Origin of the sequence: Comamonas terrae, from assembly GCF_001544075.1 — a bacterium.
Lineage (GTDB): Bacteria > Pseudomonadota > Gammaproteobacteria > Burkholderiales > Burkholderiaceae_C > Comamonas > Comamonas terrae.
The window spans coordinates 148,320-167,986 of sequence record NZ_BCNT01000006.1 but is presented as its reverse complement, the minus strand read 5'-3'; the positions used below and the strand labels follow the sequence as shown (position 1 = coordinate 167,986).

Annotated in this window: 21 protein-coding genes and 1 tRNA gene; 13 read left to right on the top strand and 9 right to left on the bottom strand. The window is 66.8% G+C overall.

All coding sequences use genetic code 11. The annotated features are described in order from the left end of the window. The first annotated feature begins 1 nt into the window (after position 1). The 7 genes from Cte04_RS11035 to Cte04_RS11005 all read left to right on the top strand — a co-directional run bounded on the left by Cte04_RS11035 (position 2) and on the right by Cte04_RS11005 (position 7,744). Complete coding sequence (locus tag Cte04_RS11035) at positions 2-721, top strand: DUF4198 domain-containing protein (protein WP_066476667.1); 720 nt, start codon at positions 2-4, stop codon at positions 719-721. A 192-nt stretch (positions 722-913) separates the two neighbouring features. Then, positions 914-2,176, top strand: coding sequence for an urea ABC transporter substrate-binding protein (urtA, locus tag Cte04_RS11030; protein ID WP_066476664.1), 1,263 nt, complete (start codon positions 914-916; stop codon positions 2,174-2,176). A 236-nt stretch (positions 2,177-2,412) separates the two neighbouring features. Next, positions 2,413-4,014, top strand: coding sequence for an urea ABC transporter permease subunit UrtB (gene urtB, locus Cte04_RS11025; RefSeq protein ID WP_066476656.1), 1,602 nt, complete (start codon positions 2,413-2,415; stop codon positions 4,012-4,014). Between the two features lie 164 nt (positions 4,015-4,178). Then, the gene (gene urtC / locus Cte04_RS11020; protein WP_083526615.1) at positions 4,179-5,327 is read left to right on the top strand and encodes an urea ABC transporter permease subunit UrtC; all 1,149 of its coding nucleotides are present in this window, start codon (positions 4,179-4,181) and stop codon (positions 5,325-5,327) included. Next, positions 5,324-6,199 carry an urea ABC transporter ATP-binding protein UrtD gene (urtD, locus tag Cte04_RS11015; RefSeq protein ID WP_066476653.1) on the top strand — a complete coding sequence of 292 codons (876 nt, stop codon included), beginning with the start codon at positions 5,324-5,326 and terminating at the stop codon, positions 6,197-6,199. Before urtC ends, urtD begins: the two co-directional genes overlap by 4 nt. Positions 6,200-6,209: 10 nt before the next feature. Then, the gene (urtE, locus tag Cte04_RS11010; protein ID WP_066476650.1) at positions 6,210-6,902 is read left to right on the top strand and encodes an urea ABC transporter ATP-binding subunit UrtE; all 693 of its coding nucleotides are present in this window, start codon (positions 6,210-6,212) and stop codon (positions 6,900-6,902) included. Positions 6,903-6,913: 11 nt separating this feature from the next. Beyond that, complete coding sequence (locus tag Cte04_RS11005; RefSeq protein ID WP_066476648.1) at positions 6,914-7,744, top strand: urease accessory protein UreD; 831 nt, start codon at positions 6,914-6,916, stop codon at positions 7,742-7,744. A 16-nt stretch (positions 7,745-7,760) separates the two neighbouring features. Here Cte04_RS11005 and Cte04_RS11000 read toward each other — a convergent pair whose 3' ends face one another. Beyond that, complete coding sequence (locus Cte04_RS11000; RefSeq protein WP_083526623.1) at positions 7,761-8,366, bottom strand: cupin domain-containing protein; 606 nt, start codon at positions 8,364-8,366, stop codon at positions 7,761-7,763. A 20-nt stretch (positions 8,367-8,386) separates the two neighbouring features. Continuing rightward, a complete protein-coding gene (locus tag Cte04_RS10995) occupies positions 8,387-9,301 on the bottom strand; it encodes a tripartite tricarboxylate transporter substrate binding protein (protein ID WP_245633347.1) in 915 nt (304 codons plus the stop codon). A gap of 173 nt (positions 9,302-9,474) precedes the next feature. Here Cte04_RS10995 and Cte04_RS10990 point away from each other — a divergent pair, with 173 nt between their 5' ends. Both Cte04_RS10990 and Cte04_RS21970 read left to right on the top strand, forming a co-directional pair. Further along, positions 9,475-10,233 (top strand): TetR/AcrR family transcriptional regulator, encoded by a 759-nt coding sequence (locus tag Cte04_RS10990; protein ID WP_245633346.1) that lies wholly within the window; start codon positions 9,475-9,477, stop codon positions 10,231-10,233. Between the two features lie 39 nt (positions 10,234-10,272). Further along, a complete protein-coding gene (locus Cte04_RS21970) occupies positions 10,273-10,593 on the top strand; it encodes a hypothetical protein (protein WP_066476638.1) in 321 nt (106 codons plus the stop codon). A 148-nt stretch (positions 10,594-10,741) separates the two neighbouring features. Here Cte04_RS21970 and Cte04_RS10980 read toward each other — a convergent pair whose 3' ends face one another. From Cte04_RS10980 to Cte04_RS10960, 5 genes are read right to left on the bottom strand one after another with little or no spacing between them, the layout of a single operon-like run. Beyond that, positions 10,742-11,509: an ABC transporter permease gene (locus tag Cte04_RS10980; RefSeq protein ID WP_066476635.1), complete on the bottom strand. Its 768-nt coding sequence runs from the start codon at positions 11,507-11,509 to the stop codon at positions 10,742-10,744. 18 nt (positions 11,510-11,527) lie between these two features. Beyond that, complete coding sequence (locus Cte04_RS10975) at positions 11,528-12,373, bottom strand: ABC transporter ATP-binding protein (RefSeq protein WP_066476632.1); 846 nt, start codon at positions 12,371-12,373, stop codon at positions 11,528-11,530. 57 nt (positions 12,374-12,430) lie between these two features. After that, positions 12,431-13,456: an ABC transporter substrate-binding protein gene (locus tag Cte04_RS10970; protein ID WP_066476626.1), complete on the bottom strand. Its 1,026-nt coding sequence runs from the start codon at positions 13,454-13,456 to the stop codon at positions 12,431-12,433. Between the two features lie 40 nt (positions 13,457-13,496). Continuing rightward, a complete protein-coding gene (locus Cte04_RS10965) occupies positions 13,497-14,012 on the bottom strand; it encodes a nucleoside deaminase (RefSeq protein WP_066476624.1) in 516 nt (171 codons plus the stop codon). A gap of 12 nt (positions 14,013-14,024) precedes the next feature. Next, the gene (locus Cte04_RS10960) at positions 14,025-15,041 is read right to left on the bottom strand and encodes an ABC transporter substrate-binding protein (protein WP_066476622.1); all 1,017 of its coding nucleotides are present in this window, start codon (positions 15,039-15,041) and stop codon (positions 14,025-14,027) included. A gap of 404 nt (positions 15,042-15,445) precedes the next feature. On the opposite strand from Cte04_RS10960, the gene Cte04_RS10955 reads away from it, so the two are divergent. Then, positions 15,446-16,456, top strand: coding sequence for an isopenicillin N synthase family dioxygenase (locus Cte04_RS10955; RefSeq protein WP_066476621.1), 1,011 nt, complete (start codon positions 15,446-15,448; stop codon positions 16,454-16,456). Between the two features lie 73 nt (positions 16,457-16,529). On the opposite strand, the gene Cte04_RS10950 is transcribed toward Cte04_RS10955, so the two are convergent. Further along, positions 16,530-16,614, bottom strand: a tRNA-Leu gene (locus Cte04_RS10950). Positions 16,615-16,653: 39 nt separating this feature from the next. Here Cte04_RS10950 and cysM point away from each other — a divergent pair. The 3 genes from cysM (at position 16,654) to Cte04_RS10935 (ending at position 18,625) form a co-directional block, all read left to right on the top strand. Further along, positions 16,654-17,559: a cysteine synthase CysM gene (cysM, locus tag Cte04_RS10945; RefSeq protein ID WP_066476619.1), complete on the top strand. Its 906-nt coding sequence runs from the start codon at positions 16,654-16,656 to the stop codon at positions 17,557-17,559. 96 nt (positions 17,560-17,655) lie between these two features. Further along, a complete protein-coding gene (locus Cte04_RS10940) occupies positions 17,656-18,279 on the top strand; it encodes an NUDIX domain-containing protein (protein WP_066477125.1) in 624 nt (207 codons plus the stop codon). Positions 18,280-18,397: 118 nt separating this feature from the next. Beyond that, positions 18,398-18,625 (top strand): sulfurtransferase TusA family protein, encoded by a 228-nt coding sequence (locus Cte04_RS10935; protein ID WP_066476615.1) that lies wholly within the window; start codon positions 18,398-18,400, stop codon positions 18,623-18,625. Positions 18,626-18,710: 85 nt separating this feature from the next. Here Cte04_RS10935 and galU read toward each other — a convergent pair whose 3' ends face one another. Continuing rightward, the gene (gene galU / locus Cte04_RS10930; RefSeq protein WP_066476595.1) at positions 18,711-19,595 is read right to left on the bottom strand and encodes a UTP--glucose-1-phosphate uridylyltransferase GalU; all 885 of its coding nucleotides are present in this window, start codon (positions 19,593-19,595) and stop codon (positions 18,711-18,713) included. Between the last annotated feature and the right edge of the window lie 72 nt (positions 19,596-19,667).

The following is a 19,667-nucleotide window of genomic DNA, read 5'->3' as shown; positions in this document are numbered from 1 at the left end:
GATGTTGCCTATCCCAAGCCTTTCGATCCCGCTGCGCGCCATGGCCTGCGGCGCACTGCTGCTGGCCGGCACCGCTCAGGCCCATAACGTGTGGCTGGAGCCCGACGCGCAGGGCGGCTACGTGATGCAGTTCGGCGGCCACGAAGGCCAGGTCGAGCCTTTCGATCCCGCCAAGCTGCAGCGCGTGCATGCCTACGACCTGCGCGGCCGGCCGGTAGCCAGCGAGGTGCAGCGCCTGTCCGATGGCATCCGCATCAGGCCCGATGCGCGGGCCGCGCTGATTGCCGTGGAGCTGGACAACGGCTTCTTCAGCACCCCGGGCGGCGACGCGCAGATGCAACCCCTGCCCATGGACCGCAACCCCGGCGCCGTGCGCGGCGTGCATGCGCGCAAGTTCCACAAGACCGTGGTGCAGTGGGGCGCGGTGCTGCAAAAGCCCCTGGGCCAGATGTTCGAACTCGTGCCCCAACAGGGCCGCCAGCCCCAGGCGGGCCAGCCGCTGAAGGTGCTGGTGCTGCTGGACGGCCGGCCCCGGGCCGGCGTTCGGCTGAGCTGGGGCGAACACGGCTCGCCCGTGACCAGCGACGCACAGGGCATGGCCAGCGTGGTGCCGGCGCCGGGCACCAATACCCTGCAGGCCATCCTGCGCGTGCCGGTGCAGGGCGATGCGCGCACCACCGAGAACAGCTACGAATACCTGCTGCGCTTTGCCGCGCATTGAAATGGGGCATGGGCCCGCCGTCCGCACCTGGCTCCAGGCCTGTTCTGGTGCGCGGGCACTGCGGTGGTGCGGAGGGCGCGGCCAGGTCCCGCCAAAAAGGGTGCAGGCAGGGCAGGGACGCCATGGCACGGTAATTGCGTTTCAACGACTGCGGTCGATAGTGACCGAGCAAAACGTCGTTGGAGTTCTGAAATGAATCGTCGCGGATCCCTCACCACTTTGGCTGCATCCCTGGCTCTGGGCCTGGGGCTGGGCACCCAGGCCCGGGCGGCCGACACCATCAAGGTCGGCGTGCTGCACAGCCTCTCGGGCACCATGGCCATCTCCGAGACCGTGCTCAAGGACACGGTGCTGATGGCCATCGACGACATCAACGCCAAGGGCGGCGTGCTGGGCAAGAAGCTCGAGCCCGTGGTGGTGGACCCCGCATCGAACTGGCCGCTGTTCGCCGAGAAGGCCAAGCAGCTGCTCACGCAGGACAAGGTGGCCGTGGTCTTCGGCTGCTGGACCAGCGTGTCGCGCAAGTCCGTGCTGCCGGTATTCGAGCAGAACAACGGCCTGCTGTTCTACCCCGTGCAGTACGAGGGCGAGGAGCTGTCCAAGAACGTCTTCTACACCGGTGCCGCGCCCAACCAGCAGGCGATTCCGGCCGTCGAATACCTGATGAGCAAGGAGGGCGGCGGTGCCAGGCGCTTCGTGCTGCTGGGCACGGACTACGTGTACCCGCGCACCACCAACAAGATCCTGCGCGCCTTCCTCAAGTCCAAGGGTGTGAAGGACGCCGACATCCTCGAGACCTACACGCCCTTCGGCCACAGCGACTACCAGACCATCGTGGCCGACGTGAAGAAGTTCTCCACCGGCGGCAAGACGGCGGTGATCTCCACCATCAACGGCGACTCCAACGTGCCCTTCTACAAGGAGCTGGGCAATGCCGGCCTCAAGGCCAAGGACGTGCCCGTGGTGGCCTTCAGCGTGGGCGAGGAGGAACTGCGCGGCGTGGACACCAAGCCCCTGGTGGGCCACCTGGCCGCGTGGAACTACTTCATGAGCGTGAAGAACCCCACCAACACCGCCTTCATCCAGCAGTGGAGCGACTACGCCAAGGCCAAGAACATCGCCGGCCACAAGGACAAGCCGCTGACCAACGACCCCATGGAGGCCACCTGGATCGGCATCCACATGTGGAAGCAGGCCGTGGAAAAGGCCAAGAGCACCGATACCGACAAGGTCATCGCCGCCATGGCCGGTCAGACCTTCACCGCGCCCGACGGCTTCAGCGTGAAGATGGACGAGAAGAACCACCACCTGCACAAGCCCGTGATGGTGGGCGAGATCAAGGCCGACGGCCAGTTCAGCGTGGTCTGGAAGACCAAGGGCCCGGTCAAGGCCCAGCCCTGGAGCCCGTTCATCGAAGGCAACGACAAGAAGAAGGACGAGCCGGACATGAAGTGAGCCACGCCCCTGAGCGGCTGGCGCCGCTTCCCCCTCTCTCGCTTCGCGGGAGGGGGACGGCACCCTCGGTGCGGGGCGGCGCGGCCGGCGTAGGCCCTTCCTCGGTGCCCGCCGATGGGGTGCGCCAGTTTCATGGGCCATGGGGATCTTGCGTTTGGCAGGATTTTCCTGGGGAAGGACTTTTGAAATGATAGCTGCTGACGCTTGATGGATAAGCGCTGGAGGTGGTTCTGACTATGAAAATCCTGCACCTGGCATGGGTGAGTGCACTGGGCCTGCTGCTGTCCCTGCACAGCCACGCGCTGACCGCCGAGCAGGCCTTTGCCATGGCGGCGGCCGAGGACAACGACGCGCGCGCCGCGGCCATCAACGCCGCGGTGCTGGCGCCCGATGCGGGCGGCCCCACTGGCAGGACTGCCGCCTACCTGCAGGCCCTGGCGGATGACGCCGTGCGCACCGCCGGCGGCAAGGCCTATGTGGTGCAGGGCGATGCCGCGAGCGACCCCGCCACCGGCGCGGCCGCCAAGTTGCCCGCCGATGCCGAGGAGGTCGTCAACAACAACTACCTGCGCGGCGTGATCGAATCCGCCCAGGCCGCGCTGGCGCTTTCCAGCAGCGACGTGCAGCAGCGCCGCAAGGCCGCGCGGCAGATGGCCGCCGAGCCCGATGCCGCCCGGCTGCCCCTGATCGCCAAGGCCCTGGCCGGCGAGAGCGATGAACAGGTCAAGGCCCTGCTGGGCCGTGCCCGCGCCGCCAGCCTGTTGGGCAGCGACGACGCCGCCCAGCGCCTGCAGGCCGTGCGGCAACTGGCCGGTCTCAAGACCCCCGAGACCCAGCTGCTGCTGAACCAGCGACTGGCCGACGAGACCGACCCCGCGGTGCAGAAGGCCATCCAGGCCGCGCTGCCGGCGATTGCCGAATCGCTGGCCTGGGGCGAGCGCCTGGGCGCGGTCTTCAGCGGCCTGAGCCTGGGCTCGGTGCTGCTGCTGGCGGCCCTGGGCCTGGCCATCACCTACGGGCTGATGGGCGTGATCAACATGGCGCATGGCGAGCTGATCATGATCGGCGCCTACGCAACCTACCTGGTGCAGGTGCTGTTCCAGCGCTGGCTGCCGGAAGCCCTGTTCGGCTGGTACCTGGTCGTGGCCGTGCCCGTGGCCTTCGCGGCTGCCGCATTGGTGGGCGCGGTGCTGGAGCGCGGCGTGATCCGCTTCCTCTACGGCCGCCCGCTGGAGACGCTGCTGGCCACCTTCGGCATCAGCCTGGTGCTGCAGCAATCGGTGCGCAGCCTGTTCGGCGCGCAGAACGTGGGCGTGGAAAACCCCGCGTGGATGAGCGGCGGGGTGGCTCTGCTGCCTAACCTCACGCTGCCGTTCAACCGCATCGCCATCATCGCCTTCGCCTTCGCGGTGCTGGGCGCCGTGGCCTTCATGATCGCCAGGACGCGGCTGGGCCTGTTCGTGCGCGGCGTGACGCAGAACCGCGCCATGGCCTCGTGCGTGGGCGTGAACACCGCGCGCACCGACACCTATGCGTTCGCGCTGGGCTCGGGCATCGCGGGCCTGGCCGGCTGCGCTTTAAGCCAGATCGGCAACGTGGGGCCGGACCTGGGCCAGAACTACATCGTCGACTCCTTCCTGGTCGTGGTGCTGGGCGGCGTGGGCCAGCTCGCGGGCACGGTGTATGCGGCCCTGGGCCTGGGCGTGCTGTCCAAGCTGCTCGAAGGATGGACGGGCGCGGTGCTGGCCAAGATCGCCGTGCTGCTGTTCATCGTGGTCTTCATCCAGAAACGTCCGCAGGGCATCTTCGCCCTCAAGGGCCGCAGCGCCGAGGCATAGATGGACTACCCCCTGAAGCGCCTTGCGCTTTCCCCCTGGAAGGGGGACGACAGCCTCGCTGCAGGGCGGCCTTTGCTCGCCGTCCCTGTCGAGAGCCGATCTTTTCAAACGTTGTGCCCGGGATCATGGATATGACAACTGCTCCACCTGTTTTTCGCGCAACCATGCCGCCCACGGCACTGCCCGCTCCCGAGCCCCTGCTCGGCGCCCGGGGCTGGGCCGGGTTCCTGGCCGCGCTCATCGTGGTCTGCGCGGTGGCGCCGGCCCTCAACCTGTGGGTGCCCGAGGGCAGCGCGCTGCACCTGTCCGACTACCTGGTGGGGCTGCTGGGCAAGTTCATGTGCTACGCCATCGTGGCCCTGGCCATCGACCTGATCTGGGGCTACACCGGCATCCTCAGCCTGGGCCACGGCCTGTTCTTCGCGCTGGGCGGCTATGTGATGGGCATGCACCTGATGCGCGAGGCCGCGGGGCCGGGCGCGCTGCCCGCCTTCATGGGCTTCCTGGACTGGAAGGCGCTGCCCTGGCACTGGGCGCTGTCGGGCAGTTTCACGGCCACGGTGCTGCTGGTGTTCCTGGTGCCGGGCGTGATCGCCGGCGTATTCGGCTACTTCGCCTTCCGCTCGCGCATCAAGGGAGTGTATTTCTCCATCATCACCCAGGCGCTGACCTATGCAGCCATGCTGCTGTTCTTCCGCAACGAGACGGGCTTCGGCGGTAACAACGGCTTCACGGGCTTCACCAGCCTGCTGGGCTTTTCGCTGAACACCCCGTCCATGCACGTGCTGCTGTTCGCGCTGTCCGGGCTGGCGCTGCTGGGTTGCTTCCTGTTCTCGCGCTGGCTGATCCGCAGCAAGTACGGCCGCGTGCTGCAGGCCGTGCGCGATGCCGAGTCCCGCACCATGTTCTGCGGCTACAACCCGCTGCCGTACAAGCTCTCGGTCTGGGTCATCTCGGCCATGATGTGCGGCCTGGCGGGAGCGCTCTACGTGCCGCAGGTGGGCATCATCAACCCCGGCGAGATGAGCGTGGGCAACTCCATCGAGATGGCCGTGTGGACGGCCGTGGGCGGGCGCGCCAGCCTGGTCGGCCCCATCATCGGCGCCTTTGCCGTCAACGGCGGCAAGAGCTGGCTCACCGTGGCCGCGCCCGAGTCCTGGCTGTACGTGCTGGGCGCGCTGTTCATCGTGGTCACGCTGTTCATGCCCGGCGGCCTGATTCGGTTGCCGCAGCAGATCCGCGAATGGCGCGAAAAGCGCCGCGCGCAATCGGCATCGTTGAAGAGTACGCCTGTCAAGGGAGCCCTGGCATGACGCCCGACCTGATGGAAGCCGGCAGCGAACGCCTGCAGCACTACCGCGAACACCGCGACGAACACCGCACCGAATCCGGCGGGCGCAGCGCCAGCATGGCGCGGCCCGTGGTGGCCGGCGAGGTGGACGTGACCCACGGCCGCATCCTCTACCTGGAGGACGTGCACGTGAGCTTCGACGGCTTCAAGGCCATCAACGGCCTGAACCTCGACATCGCGCCCGGCGAGCTGCGCTGCATCATCGGCCCCAACGGCGCGGGCAAGACCACGATGATGGACATCATCACCGGCAAGACCCGGCCCGACCGCGGCACGGTGTTCTTCGGCTCCACCATCGACCTGCTGCGCTACAACGAGCCGCAGATCGCCGCCATGGGCATAGGCCGCAAGTTCCAGAAGCCCACGGTGTTCGAGCAGCTCACGGTGTTCGAGAACCTGGAGCTGGCGCTGAAGACGCACAAGGGCGTGGGTGCATCCATGCGCTTTGCGCTGAACGGCGCGCAGAAGGACCGCATCGCCGAGGTGCTGCACACCATCCACCTGGCCGGCAGCGTCACGCGGCAGGCCGGGCTGCTGAGCCACGGCCAGAAGCAGTGGCTGGAGATAGGCATGCTGCTGGTGCAGGAGCCCAGGCTGCTGCTGCTGGACGAGCCCGTGGCCGGCATGACCGATGAGGAGACCGCGCGCACGGCCGAGCTGTTCCTCACGCTCAAGGGCAAACACTCGCTGATGGTGGTGGAGCACGACATGGGCTTCATCGCCACCATCAGCGAAAAGGTCACCGTGCTGTGCGACGGCGCCGTGCTGGCCGAGGGCCCGCTGGCCCAGGTGCAGGCCGACGAGCGCGTGATCGAAGTCTATTTGGGGCGTTGAGGGGCCGGACATGCTCAAAGTCAACAACCTGCACCAGTACTATGGCGGCTCGCACATCCTGCGCAACGTCAGCCTCAAGGCCGAGATCGGCAAGATCACCGTGCTGCTGGGCCGCAACGGCGTGGGCAAGACCACGCTGCTCAAGAGCCTGATGGGCCTGGTGCCCATCAGGAGCGGCAGCATCGAATGGCAGGGCCGCGACATCGCGCGCAGCACGCCCTACGAGCGCGCGCGCGCCGGCATAGGCTATGTGCCGCAGGGCCGCGAGATCTTCGCGCGCCTGACGGTCGAAGAGAACCTGCGCATGGGCCTGGCCTACAGCCCGGCGGGCACCAAGATCCCTGCCGAGCTGTACGAGCTGTTCCCGGTCCTCCAGCAGATGCTGCACCGGCGCGGCGGCGACCTCTCGGGCGGGCAGCAGCAGCAGCTGGCGATCGCCCGCGCACTGGCGCCGGGGCCGCGCATGCTCATCCTCGACGAGCCCACCGAAGGCATACAGCCCAGCATCATCAAGGACATAGGCCGCGTCATCCGCATGCTGGCCAATCGCGGCGACATGGCCATCGTGCTGTGCGAGCAGTACTACGACTTTGCCGAGGAGCTGGCAGACCACTATGTGGTCATGGAGCGCGGCGAAGTCATCGCCAGCGGGCCGGGCAGCGAGATGCAGGAAAAAGGCATCCAGCGCCTGGTGGCGATCTAAGATCGGGGCCCATGGGCTGGCATGCACAACTGAATCTCGACTACCGCGCGCAACAGGGCAGGACGGCCGTGCACTTCACGCACGACGGGCCGCTGCGCGTGCTCAAGAGCCTGTATCCGGAAGGGCCGGGCATCTGCCACAACGTGCTCGTGCATCCGCCGGGCGGCCTGGTTGGCGGCGACGTGCTGGACATCGCCGTGCGCGTGGGCGAGGGCGCGCACGCGCTGGTCACCACGCCGGGCGCCACGCGCTTCTACAAGAGCAATGGCGAGCCCGCGCTGCAGCGCACGCGGCTCAGCCTCGCGCCCGGCGCGCGGCTCGAATGGCTGCCGCTGGAGGCCCTTGCCTACAACGCCTGCGAGGCGGTCAACCACCTGGAGCTGGAACTGGCCGAAGGCGCGCAGCTGCTGGCCTGGGACGTGACGGCCCTGGGCCTGCCGCTGGCCGGCCAGCCGTTCGAGCAGGGCTGTTTCACCCAGCACCTGGAATGGCCAGGCCGTTTCCTGGAGCGCGGCGTGATCGCGGCGCACGATCATCTGCTGCTGGACGGCGGCCTGGGCCTGGCCGGCCGGCGCTGCCTGGCCAGCCTGGTGTTCGCCAGCGGCTCGCCTGTGGCGCGCGCGCAGCGCGAGGCGCTGCTGGAGGCCACGCACGAGTTGCTGCAGGCCGCGCCCTCCGATGTGGTGGCTGGCGTGACGGCGCCCAACGACCACATGCTGGTGCTGCGCGCGCTGGCACCGGTGGTGGAGCCGGCCATGGCGCTGTGCAAAAGCGCCTGGGCATTGTGGCGCAGCCAGCTTTGGGGGCTGCGGGCCGCTGCGCCCCGGATCTGGGCCATGTGAGTAGCGGCCCCGCGGGCTATGGCTCCGGCAAGCCGTGCGGCGGATTGCCGGCCACGGGCTTGGCGACCGCGCCGCCAGGGCTTGCGGCGACCAGGACGAAGGCGATGCGTGCAGGCCTGCCTGAGCGGTTGGCCCAGGCATGGTTGGTGCCTCGCTGCACCAGTACATCGCCTGCGCGCAGCACCGTTTCTTCCTTGTCCAGGATGGCGACCAGCTCGCCCTCCAGCATCAAGGCATAGTCCACCGAATCGGTGCGGTGCATGCCGGGATGCTCGCCGGGCTGCACGTTCCGGTGCGCATCGCCGTACATGCGTGAGAACGTGGCGTTCAGCGCCTTCTCTAGCTCCTGCGGATCGGCCGGTTCGGCAGGAATGTCGAGAATGCGCAGCACCGTGCCGGACGGTGGGGGAGCCACGCCCTGGTGCAGATGAATGGTATCGGGCGATTCGATCGGCGCAGGCGAGGCGTCCGTACGCCAAAGGTTGGTGATGCGATAGCCGGGCCGCTCCGGCACGTACCGTACCGCGGGAGAAGGTCCGTCCTCGCAAACGTAGGACCGGCCTTGATCGTCATTCGCTGTCACGACGCGGCGAATGGGGGCGAGGGGTGTGGAATCGATCATGTTGTCTGCATTGGTCAAAATCAGGGAGCTGCTGCACCGTTGCGTCTGGCCGTCTCGCCCTGCTTGCGGAACTCGGCGGCGATGCGCTGTTCCCATTGCCGGTGGTTTTGATAACGCACGACCTGGTCGCCCTGCTGCGCAACGCGCCTGACGGCTTCGGACGCGGCGGCGCTGGCGCAGGCGGCATCGAGTTTGTCCAGCACGGCCGGCGGCACGCCGCGGGGGGCAAACAGTCCTGCGAAGGAATCTTCCTGGACGTGCATGCCCCGCTCCTGGAAGGTGGGCACCTCCGAAAAGGCCGGATGGCGCCGCTGCGACGTGACGGCGAGCAAGCGCAGCTTGCCCGCCCGGATATGCGGCGCCGCCGACGCAACGATGCTGCTGACGAAATCCAGCCGGCCCGCGAGCAGTTCCTGGATGGAGCCCGCATCGCCTTTGTAGGGAATATGGTTGAGCTGCAGCTTCTGGTCCCGTTCCAGTTGGTCCATGGCAAGAAAAGGCGCCGAGTTGGGGCCGGGCGAGCCGTAGTTGAGTGGCTTGTGCCTGGCGGCTGCCACCAACTGCTCTATGTTCTGGTAGGGGCTGTCGGTGCGCACGCTTACGCCGAGGATGTTTTCGGTAACGCCGCACACGGGCTGCACGGCTTCGGGATCGAGCTTGAGCCCCTTGACGTAATGAGGCTGGATGGTGATGGGGGTCATCGGCGTAAAAGCCAGGGTCGAACCATCAGGGGGCGACTGCGACAGCACGTTCATGCCAATCACGCCGGATCCGCCTTCGCGTGAAATCACCACAACGCTTTGGCCGAGCTGCTGGTGCAACGCATCGGCCAGGGTGCGCGCCATCACATCGGTGGAACTGCCCGCAGCCCAGGGGTTGATGATCGTCAGCGGTTTGCGGGGCAGCGGGTCCTGGACCTGGCCCCAGCCAGGCATGCAGGCCAAGGCTGCAGCGGCTGTCAGCGCACAGCGTCTGATGCTCATGTTCGGTTTCCTCGTTGTTGGTGGCCGGGTTCTCGTACATCATAATTCAGTCAGTCGACTGAAACAATGAAGCCGGTGCCACTCGACCCCGCAAGATATGGCTGCAGGTCCTATCATTCGAAGCCATGACGCACATCACTTCCGATGCCGCATTTCCCCATGGAGCAAGCGCAGGCGGGCGACCCCGCCGCGGGGCCGCGCCCGGTGCAGCCGATGTGGCGGATGGCCTTCCCGGTGATGCTCCACGGACCCAGGCCCGCCGGCGCATGCTGCAGGCCGCCGAACAGTTGTTTGCCCGGCACGGGTATGCAGGCACCTCGCTGCGTGCGGTGATGGCGGATGCCGGCGTGGATACCGGCGCCATCCATTACCACTTCAAGAACAAGCTCGGCCTGCTCAAGGCATTGTTTGAAGAGCGTGTCTCGCGCGTCAACGAGCAGCGTGAAGCCTTGCTGTCCGGATTGGAGCAGCGTGCGCAGGCGCCGGCCATTGAAGAGGTGCTGCAGGCCTTCATCGCGCCGGCCTTGCATACGGCCTATAGCCCGAGCGAAGCCGCCTTCAACCGGGTGACGGCCCTGTGCTCCGTCGATCCGTTGCAGGAGGTGCGCGAAGTCGTATTCCAGGCCTACGACCCTGTCGCGCAGCGCTTCGCACGGCTGCTGCGCCAAGCGGCACCGCACTTGAGCGACACCGCATTCCAGTGGCGGCTGGAGTGCATGTACGGGGCGATGATGTACATCCGCTCCGACAATGGGCGCGTCAGCTCCCTGCTCAACGATGCCCACCGCAAGGAGCCGGTGGAGCAGGTCATCGCCCAGCTCGTGGCATTCACGGCAGCGGGATTCAAAGCGGGAGCGGATGAAACAGCCCCGCGCCGCCAATGAAAAGCGGCAAGCGGAATGCGAAGCGCCGGGAAAGCTGCGATGCGCGCAGCCGCTCCCGGCAAGCTACCGGCCATCACCGTTGAAATTCCCGAACTCGTTCTGTCGAGCGAGACCGCTGATATCGATCACCTGGCTTTCGCGGAGCATTTCGAGGCCACGGTGTCCCGCTCTGCCCCGGATGGCGCCGTCGCGCTTCAGCGTCGGCAGGATTCGCGGGGACGGACAGGGGACGCCGGCATCGGGCCGTGCGAAGCCAGGGCCGAGCAGGCCTACCTGAAGGAGTGCATCCTCCGTCAGGCGGCGGACATCTTCATACTGGACGACGCTTCCAGGCTGGGTCGCGTCCGGCAGCAGCACTGAACGCTGCTCGACCACGCCTGGGCACTGCTCACCGACGCCACGGCTGCGCGGCTGGAGCCGTCGCGGCGCCCAAGCAAGTGCACGTGGCGATCGTGCACGCCTGGGGCCGCGGCGGGTCAACGCATCTCTCGGGTCGAGGTGGCTGGCCCTAGTCATTCTGAGAACCCCTCCGCGCCCACCCCGTCGTATGCTTCTCGATGGCGCTGAACAGCTCGTACATCAGCATGGCCATGGCGCCGACCACGATCAGGCCCGCGAAGGCCAGCCCCATCTGCATCGACGAGCCGGCCGACACCAGCAGGTAGCCAATGCCCTCGTTGGCGGCCGTCATCTCGCTCACCGTGGTGCCCACGAAGGCCAGCGTGATCGCCACCTTGAGCGAGGCGTAGAAGTAGGGCAGCGAGCGCGGTAGGCCGACCTTGACCAGCACGTCCCAGCGCCTGGCGCCCAGCACGCGCAGCACGTCCTCCAGCTCGGGCTCCAGCGTGGCCAGGCCGGTGGCGATGTTGACCGTGATCGGGAAGAAGCTGATCAGGAAGGCCGTGAGGATGGCCGGCCCCGCGCCGATGCCGAACCACACCACGAGGATGGGCACGAAGGCCGCCTTGGGCAGGGCGTTGAAGGCCGTCATCAGCGGATAGAAAGCCGCGTAGGCCAGGCGCGACGAGCCGATCAGAAAGCCCAGCAGCACGCCCACCACGATGGCGAGGCCGAAGCCCGCCATCGTCACCCAGAAGGTGCGCCAGGCGTGGCCGGCGATGACGCCGCTGAACTCCGCCAGCTGCCGGCCTATGGTCAGCGGGCTGGGGAAGATGAACTCCGACACTCCGAAGCCCGAGCAGATGATCTGCCACAGCACGACGACGGCCAGCAGCACCACCCACGGCGCCCAGCGTTCCACGTTCTTGCGTTGCATGCGATGTTCCCTCTGGTCTTATGGATGGATGGCGGCGCCGCCGGCCGGGGCGTGGCGCATGGCGCCGATGTGGCCGCGCAGCTCGAGCACGATGTCGGTGAACTCGGGGGTATAGGTCAGCGCCAGGTCGCGCGGACGCGGGAAGCCGATTTCGCGGCGCACGACGAAGCGGCCGGGGCTCTTGCTCATCACGTAGACCGTGTCGGCCAGGAACACGCTCTCGCGCAGGTCGTGCGTGACCAGGATGACGTTGAAGCCCTGCTCGGCCTGCAGGTCGCGCAGGATGCACCACAGCTCCTCGCGGGTGAAGGCGTCGAGCGCGCCGAAGGGCTCGTCGAGCAGCAGCATCTGCGGCTCGTGGATCAGCGCGCGGCAGATGCTGGCGCGCTGCTGCATGCCGCCCGACAGCTGCCAGGGGTACTTGTCCTCGTAGCCGGCCAGCCCCACCTTCTGCAGCAGCGCGCGGGCACGGGCCTCGTACTCCTGGCGCCGGGCCTTGAACCGGCCGCGGTGCGGCTCGACGATCTCCAGCGGCAGCAGCACGTTGTCCACCGTGGTGCGCCAGGGCAGCAGCGACGGCGCCTGGAAGGCCATGCCCGAGATCTTGAGCGGCCCGGTCACGCGCTCGCCGGCCACGAGGATGCGGCCGATGGACGGCATCTTCAGCCCCGTGGTCAGCTTCATGAAGGTGGACTTGCCGCAGCCCGAGGGGCCGACGATGGCGATGAACTCGCCGCGGCGCACCTGCAGGTCGATGCCCTCCACGGCAAAGTGGTTGGCGCGCAGCAGCTCTTCGTTGTAGGCCAGCCAGACGTCGCGGAATTCCACGAAAGGAGCTGCGGGGTCGGATTCAACAGAATGCATAGAAAAACCGGTTCAGGCGCTTGTGTGGCAAGCGCTGGTAGCTATTGAAATTGATGCTTACTTGCTGGGTAGCACATGGCGTTCGGCGGCCGTGGGCAGGAAGCTGCCGTTCCAGACGGCTTCCGGCTTGACCCGCGTCTTGGTTCCATACACATCCGAGACCTGCGATGCCATCAGCGCCAGGCGCGTGGGCGCGATCTGGCCGAAGCCTTCTGCGCGCGCGTCGGGGGTGTTCACCACGGTGGCAATGGCCAGTTGCAGGCGGCGTGTTTCCAGCTGCGTGTTGACGATGCCGTCGCGTTCCTTCACATAGGCAATGGCCGCGCCGGGGTCGGCCATGACTTCCCTGGCGCCCCGGGTGAAGGCCTGCAGGAAGGCCTTCACCGCTGCCGGGTTCTCCTTGATGAGCCGGGGGCTGGCGATGATGGCGTTGCCGTAGAGCTTGACGCCGTAGTCGGCGAAAGGCATCACGGTGATGTCGGCGGCCTTGACGCCGCGTGCCTCCAGGTTCAGCAGCGAGGTGAAGGTGAAGCCGGTGATCGCATCGACATCGCCGCGCACCAGCATGGTCTCGCGCAGCGGCGGATCCATCGCCGTCCACTGAACGGATCCCACCTGGTTGGCCTTGGCGAACAGCGCAAAGCCGCGCCGGCCCGCGTCGAACACCGGCGCGCCCAGCTTTTTGCCCGTCAGGTCGGCAGGCCTGGCGATGCCGCTTTTCTTCAGCGCCATCACCGAGGCAGGCGTGTTGTTGTAGACCATCATCACGGCCACGGGCTGGTTGGGCACGTCGGGGTTGTTGGCCTGGAACTCCATCAGCGCGGCCAGGTCGGCAAAACCCATGTCGTAGGCGCCCGAGGCCACGCGCTGCACCACGCCGCCCGAGCCGCTGCCGGCGTCGATGGCGACATCCAGGCCTGCTTCCCTGAAGTAGCCCTTTGCAGCCGGCTGGAGAAAGAATGCGGCCGGGCCTTCGAAGCGCCAGTCGAGCTGGAATTTCAGCGGTGTGGCGGCCTGTGCCGGCGCCAGGCCGGCACAGGCGGACAGCGCCAGTACGGTGTGCAGGAACAGTCGTTTTTGCATGGTGGCTTCCTCTCTGATGAAATGAAAACGGGAATGGGGATCAGCTTTTCCAGGCGCCGCGGTGGGAGGCCGAGGCCTCCTCGATCAGCGCCGGGCCTATGCATTCGATGGGGTGCGAGGAGGCCGCGAACACATCGCGGCAGGACAGCTCGGCGTCCTTCTGGTCCAGCCGCTCGCCACGGAAGGCGCGCAGCCGCACCGCGTCTATGCCGTAGACCACGCGGCCTATGGCGGACCAGAAGATGGCGCCTGCGCACATCACGCAGGGCTCCGCCGACGAATAGAGCGTGGCGCCCGCAAGCTGTTCGCGGGTGTGATGCGGACTGGCTGCGCGGATGGCCGACAGCTCGGCATGTGCCGTGCAGTCGCCGCTTTCGCCGTTGGCATTCGAGGCCTGTGCAAGCACGCTGCCGTCGGCACCGACGATGAGCGCGCCAAAAGGCCGGTTGCCGCGCGCGCGGGCCCGGTCGGCCAGCGCGATGGCCTGGCGCAGATGGCGGTCGTCGTGCTCGTGAAGCCTGCATTCGACAGGCATGGAGGGGGTGGAATTTGCCATATGCATCCGCCTTCAGGCCTTGGCCGTGCGTGCCGCTGCTGTGGGCAGCAGGCTGCGGTTGAAGATGCTGTCGACGGAGGGCTGGGCCTTGAGCGAGAAGGCCTGGGCCACTTCCGCTATCTGCTGGGCCAGCAACTGCGGATGGATGTCGCCCAGGCCGTGCCTGTGCGTGTCGGCGCCGGCCACGTACTGGCGGGTGATGGCCCAGCGTGCCAGCTCCACCTTCTCGTCGAGGATGGGTTCGCGCTGGCGCATGGCGGCCAGCGCGGGGCCCGGATCGGCCAGGGTCTCGACGATGGCGCGGTTGCTGGCGCGCAGAAAGGCCGCGACCGCCTGGGGACGCTCGGCCATCAGGTTGCCGGATGCCAGGATGGCATTGCCGTAGAGGTGCACGCCTGCATCGGTATAGCGCAGCACGGCCAGCTCCTCGGGCTTCATGCGGGCGAACAGCGACACGGCCGAGTCGTGGAAATAGGTGGCCGCGTCCACGTCGCCGCGCACCATCACGTTGTCGCGCGCCGAGAATTCGGTGGTGGACCAGGTGAACAGGTCGGCCGGCAGGTTCTGCCTGCGGGCCACGATGGGCCAGGCACGGCGTGTGGACTCCACCGCCGCGGCAGCCACCTTCTTGCCCTTGAGGCTGGCGAAATCCTGGCCGATGCCGCGGTCCTTGCGGCCGATGATGACGAAAGGCGCCCGGTTGTAGTACTGGTAGACGGCCTGCACCCTGGCCGCGCCGGGGTTCTGTGCCTGGAACTCGATCAGGGCGCTGAGATCGCCCAGCCCCAGCTGGTAGGCGCCGCTGGCGACGCGCGTGATGGATGCCACCGAGCCCGAGCCCACGTCGATGGACACGTCCAGGCCTTCCTCGCGATAGTAGCCTTTTTGCTGCGCCAGCAGGAACGGCGCTGTCTGGGACGTGATGCGGTAGTCCAGCGTGAACTTGAGCGGGACGAGAGTCCTGTCCTGCGCATGGGCCAGCGGCGCGCAGGCAACGGGAAGAGCGGCTAGGAAATGGCGGCGTTGCATGATGGATGTCTCAGGTCAGGAGGACAACAACCCCGCCAAGGCACCGGTGTCCGATGGCGGGAATGACATGAGCAATTTCCGGGCGCTGCGCGATGCGCAAGGCTGAACGCTTCTACTCGTGGAACCATTCAAGCAATAGGCGTGCCGGATTGCCTGCCGTGCATCGGCCTGCTGGAGATGCTTCAGCTTGGTGCCTGGGAGCCCTTTGCCGGGACCTGTTCGTTCGCGCCTCGCACCAGTTTGGGGCCGCTTCGGAAAGCGGCGCCCTGTGCGACGAACTGGCGCGCAACTTGCATTGCGCAGCGGCAAGAGTAGAAGCGTTCAGCGTGCACATGCGGCCTGCCCGGCCGGCCTCGCGGGTCATTGCTCTTGTCCCACAACCAAGGCAATCAAAGGAACCTGCCATGCATACGCTTCATCCCTCCGCTCCATCCACGGCCTATGCGCTGGGCGAACTCGACAAGGAATCCCGCATGGGCGGGATGGGCGAGGAAACCCATTCGCGCGAAGTGCGCATCGTCGATATCTCCGACTTCGAGGCGCGCCGTGCCGAGATCGCCGAGCAGATCTGGGCCGCTTCCGTCGAGATCGGCTTCTTCCAGGTCTCGGGCCACGGCATTGCGCTGGCTGATATCCAGGCCGCCTTTGCGCGCGCCGAGCAGCTTTTTGCATTGCCGCGCGAGACCAAGGCACGGTGGCCCCTGGCGCGCAATGCAGGCTGGGAGCACAAGGCGCAGATCCGTCCCTCCACCAGGACGCCGGACCAGAAGGAGTCCTATCAGGTCACCCGGCCGCGCATGGATGGCCTGTGGCCCACGGACCAGGAACTGCCGGGCTTTGAGCGGGCCACGCTCGATTTCGAGCACCAGTGCTGGACCGTGGGCATGCAGTTGCTGTCATGCTTTGCGTGGAAGCTGGGCTTCGATGACGATTTCTTCACCCGCGCGCACAACCCCGCGTCGCCTGCCTACCAAAGCACGCTGCGCATGCTGCATTACTTCGCGGTCGATCCTGCGCTCAAGGACGAACTGGGCCTGTGGCGCGCGGGCGCGCACACCGATTTCGACTGCCTGACGCTGCTGTTCCAGCGCGAGGGGCAGGGCGGCCTGCAGGTGCTGCCGGGCAAGGAGATGGAGTCGCGGCAGTGGACTTCCGTGGAGCCGGTGGAGGGCGTGATCACCTGCAATATCGGCGACATGCTCATGCGCTGGAGCGACGATCGGCTGCCGAGCAACTTCCACCGCGTGCGCAACCCGCTGCCGCACGAATACCAGGGCGCGCGCTACAGCCTGGCCTTCTTCTGCCAGGCCAACGAGGATGCCGTGATCGAGGGGCCTGGCAAGAAATATCCTCCCATCACCGCAGGGGAGTATCTGCGCCAGCGCATCAGCGCCAATTTCTCCAGCCGCTACTGAGCGATTGTCCCGGGCGTCAGGCCGCCATGAAAAAAGCCGCCAGGTCTTGTGACCTGGCGGCTTTTTCGGTGTCTGGTGCCCGGGGCCGGAATCGAACCGGCACGCCTTGCGGCGGGGGATTTTGAGTCCCCTGCGTCTACCAATTTCACCACCCGGGCTGGCGTAGTGCAGATAGAAATTATGGCACAGTATTGTTCATGAAAAATTATTTGACCATCGAACATGCTATCGGTCACACGCCGCTGGTGGCATTGCAACGCATTGGCGCGGATGCAAACCGTGAGCGCGGCAACGTGGTGCTGGGCAAGCTCGAAGGCAACAATCCCGCCGGCTCCGTGAAGGACCGGCCTGCACTGTCCATGATCCAGAGGGCGGAGGAGCGCGGCGAGATCAAGCCCGGCGATGCGCTGATCGAGGCGACCTCGGGCAACACCGGCATCGCGCTGGCCATGGCGGCGGCCATCAAGGGCTATCGCATGATCCTCATCATGCCCGAGGACCTGTCCATCGAGCGCGCCCAGACCATGAAGGCCTATGGCGCCGAGCTGATCCTCACGCCCAAGAGCGGCGGCATGGAATACGCGCGCGACCTGGCCGACCAGATGGTGGCCCAGGGCAAGGGCGTGCTGCTGGACCAGTTCGCCAATCCGGACAATCCGCGCGCCCACTACGAGACCACGGGCCCGGAACTGTGGGAGCAGACCGGCGGCGAGATCACGCATTTCGTGAGCGCCATGGGCACCACGGGCACCATCACCGGCGTGGCCAGGTTCCTCAAGGAAAAGAACCCCGGCATCAGGATCATCGGTGCCCAGCCTGCCGAGGGCTCGCGCATTCCCGGCATCCGCAAGTGGCCCGAGGAATACATGCCCAAGATCTACGACGGCAGCCTGGTCGACGAGCAGGTCTCGGTGACCCAGGACGATGCCGAGGACATGGCTCGCCGCATGGCGCGCGAAGAAGGCATTTTTGCCGGCATCTCGGCTGCCGGCGCCTGCTGGGTGGCCCAGCAGATCGCCGAGCGCGAGCGCAATGCGACCATTGTTTTCGTGGTCTGCGACCGTGGCGATCGCTATCTCTCGACAGGCGTTTTCCCCGCCTGAGCATTTCTTTTGAGCATGGATGCAGCGCCCCCTTCAGAGGGGCGCTGCGCGTTGCCGGCGCTTGACGCCGCGATCACCAGGAAAGTGGAGGGTTTCATGGCCTATGAGACACGTTTCTGCACCAACTGCAGCACCGAGCTGCAGTGGATTACCGCCACGGAAGACAGCGGCAATGTGGCGCGGCTGCGCTGCCAGGCCTGCGGCTGGACGCATTGGGGCAATCCCACGCCCGTGCTGGCGGCTGTGGTCGAGGGCGATGACGGCCGTGTGCTGCTGGCGCGCAATGCGCTGTGGCAGGAAGGGGTGTTCGGCCTGATCACCGGCTTCATGGAGGCCGGCGAGTCGCCCGAGGCCGGCATTTGCCGCGAGGTGCTGGAGGAGACCGGGCTGAAGGTCAAGGCGCTGCGCCTGCTGTCATGCTCCGAATTCCTGCGCATGAACCAGGTGCTGATTGCCTACCATGTGCGCGTGGACGGCCGGCCCGAGGACGTGAAGCTTTCGCCCGAGCTGCTGGAATACCGCTGGCAGACGGCCGAGGAGTCGCTGTGCTGGCCCGCTGGCACGGGCTATGCGCTGGCCGAGTGGATCAAGCAAAAGGGCTTCGAGCCGCGCTTTGGCGCCTTCCGCCCGGGGCAAAATCCCGAGCCCGACCCGGCGCGCTGGCCTGTGAAGTACTGGTCCGAGGACCCGCGCTTTGTTGTGGCCCCCGCGCTGGACTGAAAGCCTGCCGGGCAAAGACCGCGTCGGCCTTGCCATGGCGCGGCTTTCCTAAAATCCTGTGCCATGCAGCGAGGCGGTCCGGCCGGGCCGGATCTGCCGCCGCGTCAGGAATCTTCAAATGCACATAGACCAAGAAATCGATACCCGCGGGCTGAACTGCCCGCTGCCCATCCTCAAGGCCAAGAAGGCGCTGGCGGCCATGGAAAGCGGCCAGCTGCTCAAGGTGGTGGCCACCGATACCGGCTCCATCCGCGACTTCCAGGCCTTTGCCAAGCAGACCGGCAATGCGCTCGTGGAGCAGCAGACGGTGGGCGACGAGTTCATCCACATTCTCCGCCGCCGCTGAGGCGGCCCTGGATCCATGAGCTGCCGACGCGCAAAGGGCCTGCATTTGCAGGCCCTTTGCATTGGAGGAGCGCGCAGGGGATGCGTCAGATGCTCAGGTTCTTGAGGTAGTCGCGGAAGCTTGCGCCGACCTCGGGGTGTTGCAGCGCCAGTTCCACCGTGGCCTGCAGAAAGCCTTCCTTGCTGCCGCAGTCGTAGCGCTTGCCCTTGTACTGGAATGCGTAGACGGCTTCGGTCGCCATCAGGCGCTCGATGGCGTCGGTCAGCTGGATCTCGCCGCCCACGCCCTTGGGCTGGTTGCGGATCTCGTCGAAGATCGCGGGCGTGAGCACATAGCGGCCGGCCACGCCCATGCGCGAAGGCGCCTTCTCGGGAGCGGGCTTTTCCACGATCTCCTCGATGCGCATCAGCGCGCCGCCGGCGGCCTCGCCCTTGACGATGCCGTAGCGCTTGGTGTGCTCCAGCGGCACTTCCTGCACGGCCAGCAGCGAGCGGCCCTGCTTCTGGAAGGCGGCCGTCATCTGCGCCATCACGCCGGGGCCGCCGTTGTCGCCCACCATCAGGTCGTCGGCCAGGATCACGGCAAAGGGCTCGTTGCCCACCAGCGGCTCGGCGCACAGCACGGCATGGCCCAGGCCCAGCGAGCGCGGCTGGCGCACGAACAGGCAGTTCATATCGGCCGGGCTGATGCTGCGCACCAGGTCCAGCATGGCCTGCTTGCCGGCCTGCTCGAGCTCGTTTTCCAGCTCGTAGGCGGTGTCGAAATGGTCCTCGATGGCGCGCTTGCTGCGGCCGGTGACGAAGACCATGTCGCGGATGCCGGCCTCGTAGGCCTCTTCCACGGCGTACTGGATCAGCGGCTTGTCCACCACGGGCAGCATCTCCTTGGGCGATGCCTTGGTGGCGGGCAGAAAGCGGGTGCCCAGGCCGGCGACGGGGAAGACGGCTTTGCGGACGCGGGTATGGCTCATTTTTGCTCCTGAAATAAAAGCTGCCAGCGCTGGTTGGCAATGGGATTTCGCAGATTCTTCCTGCAAAACCCA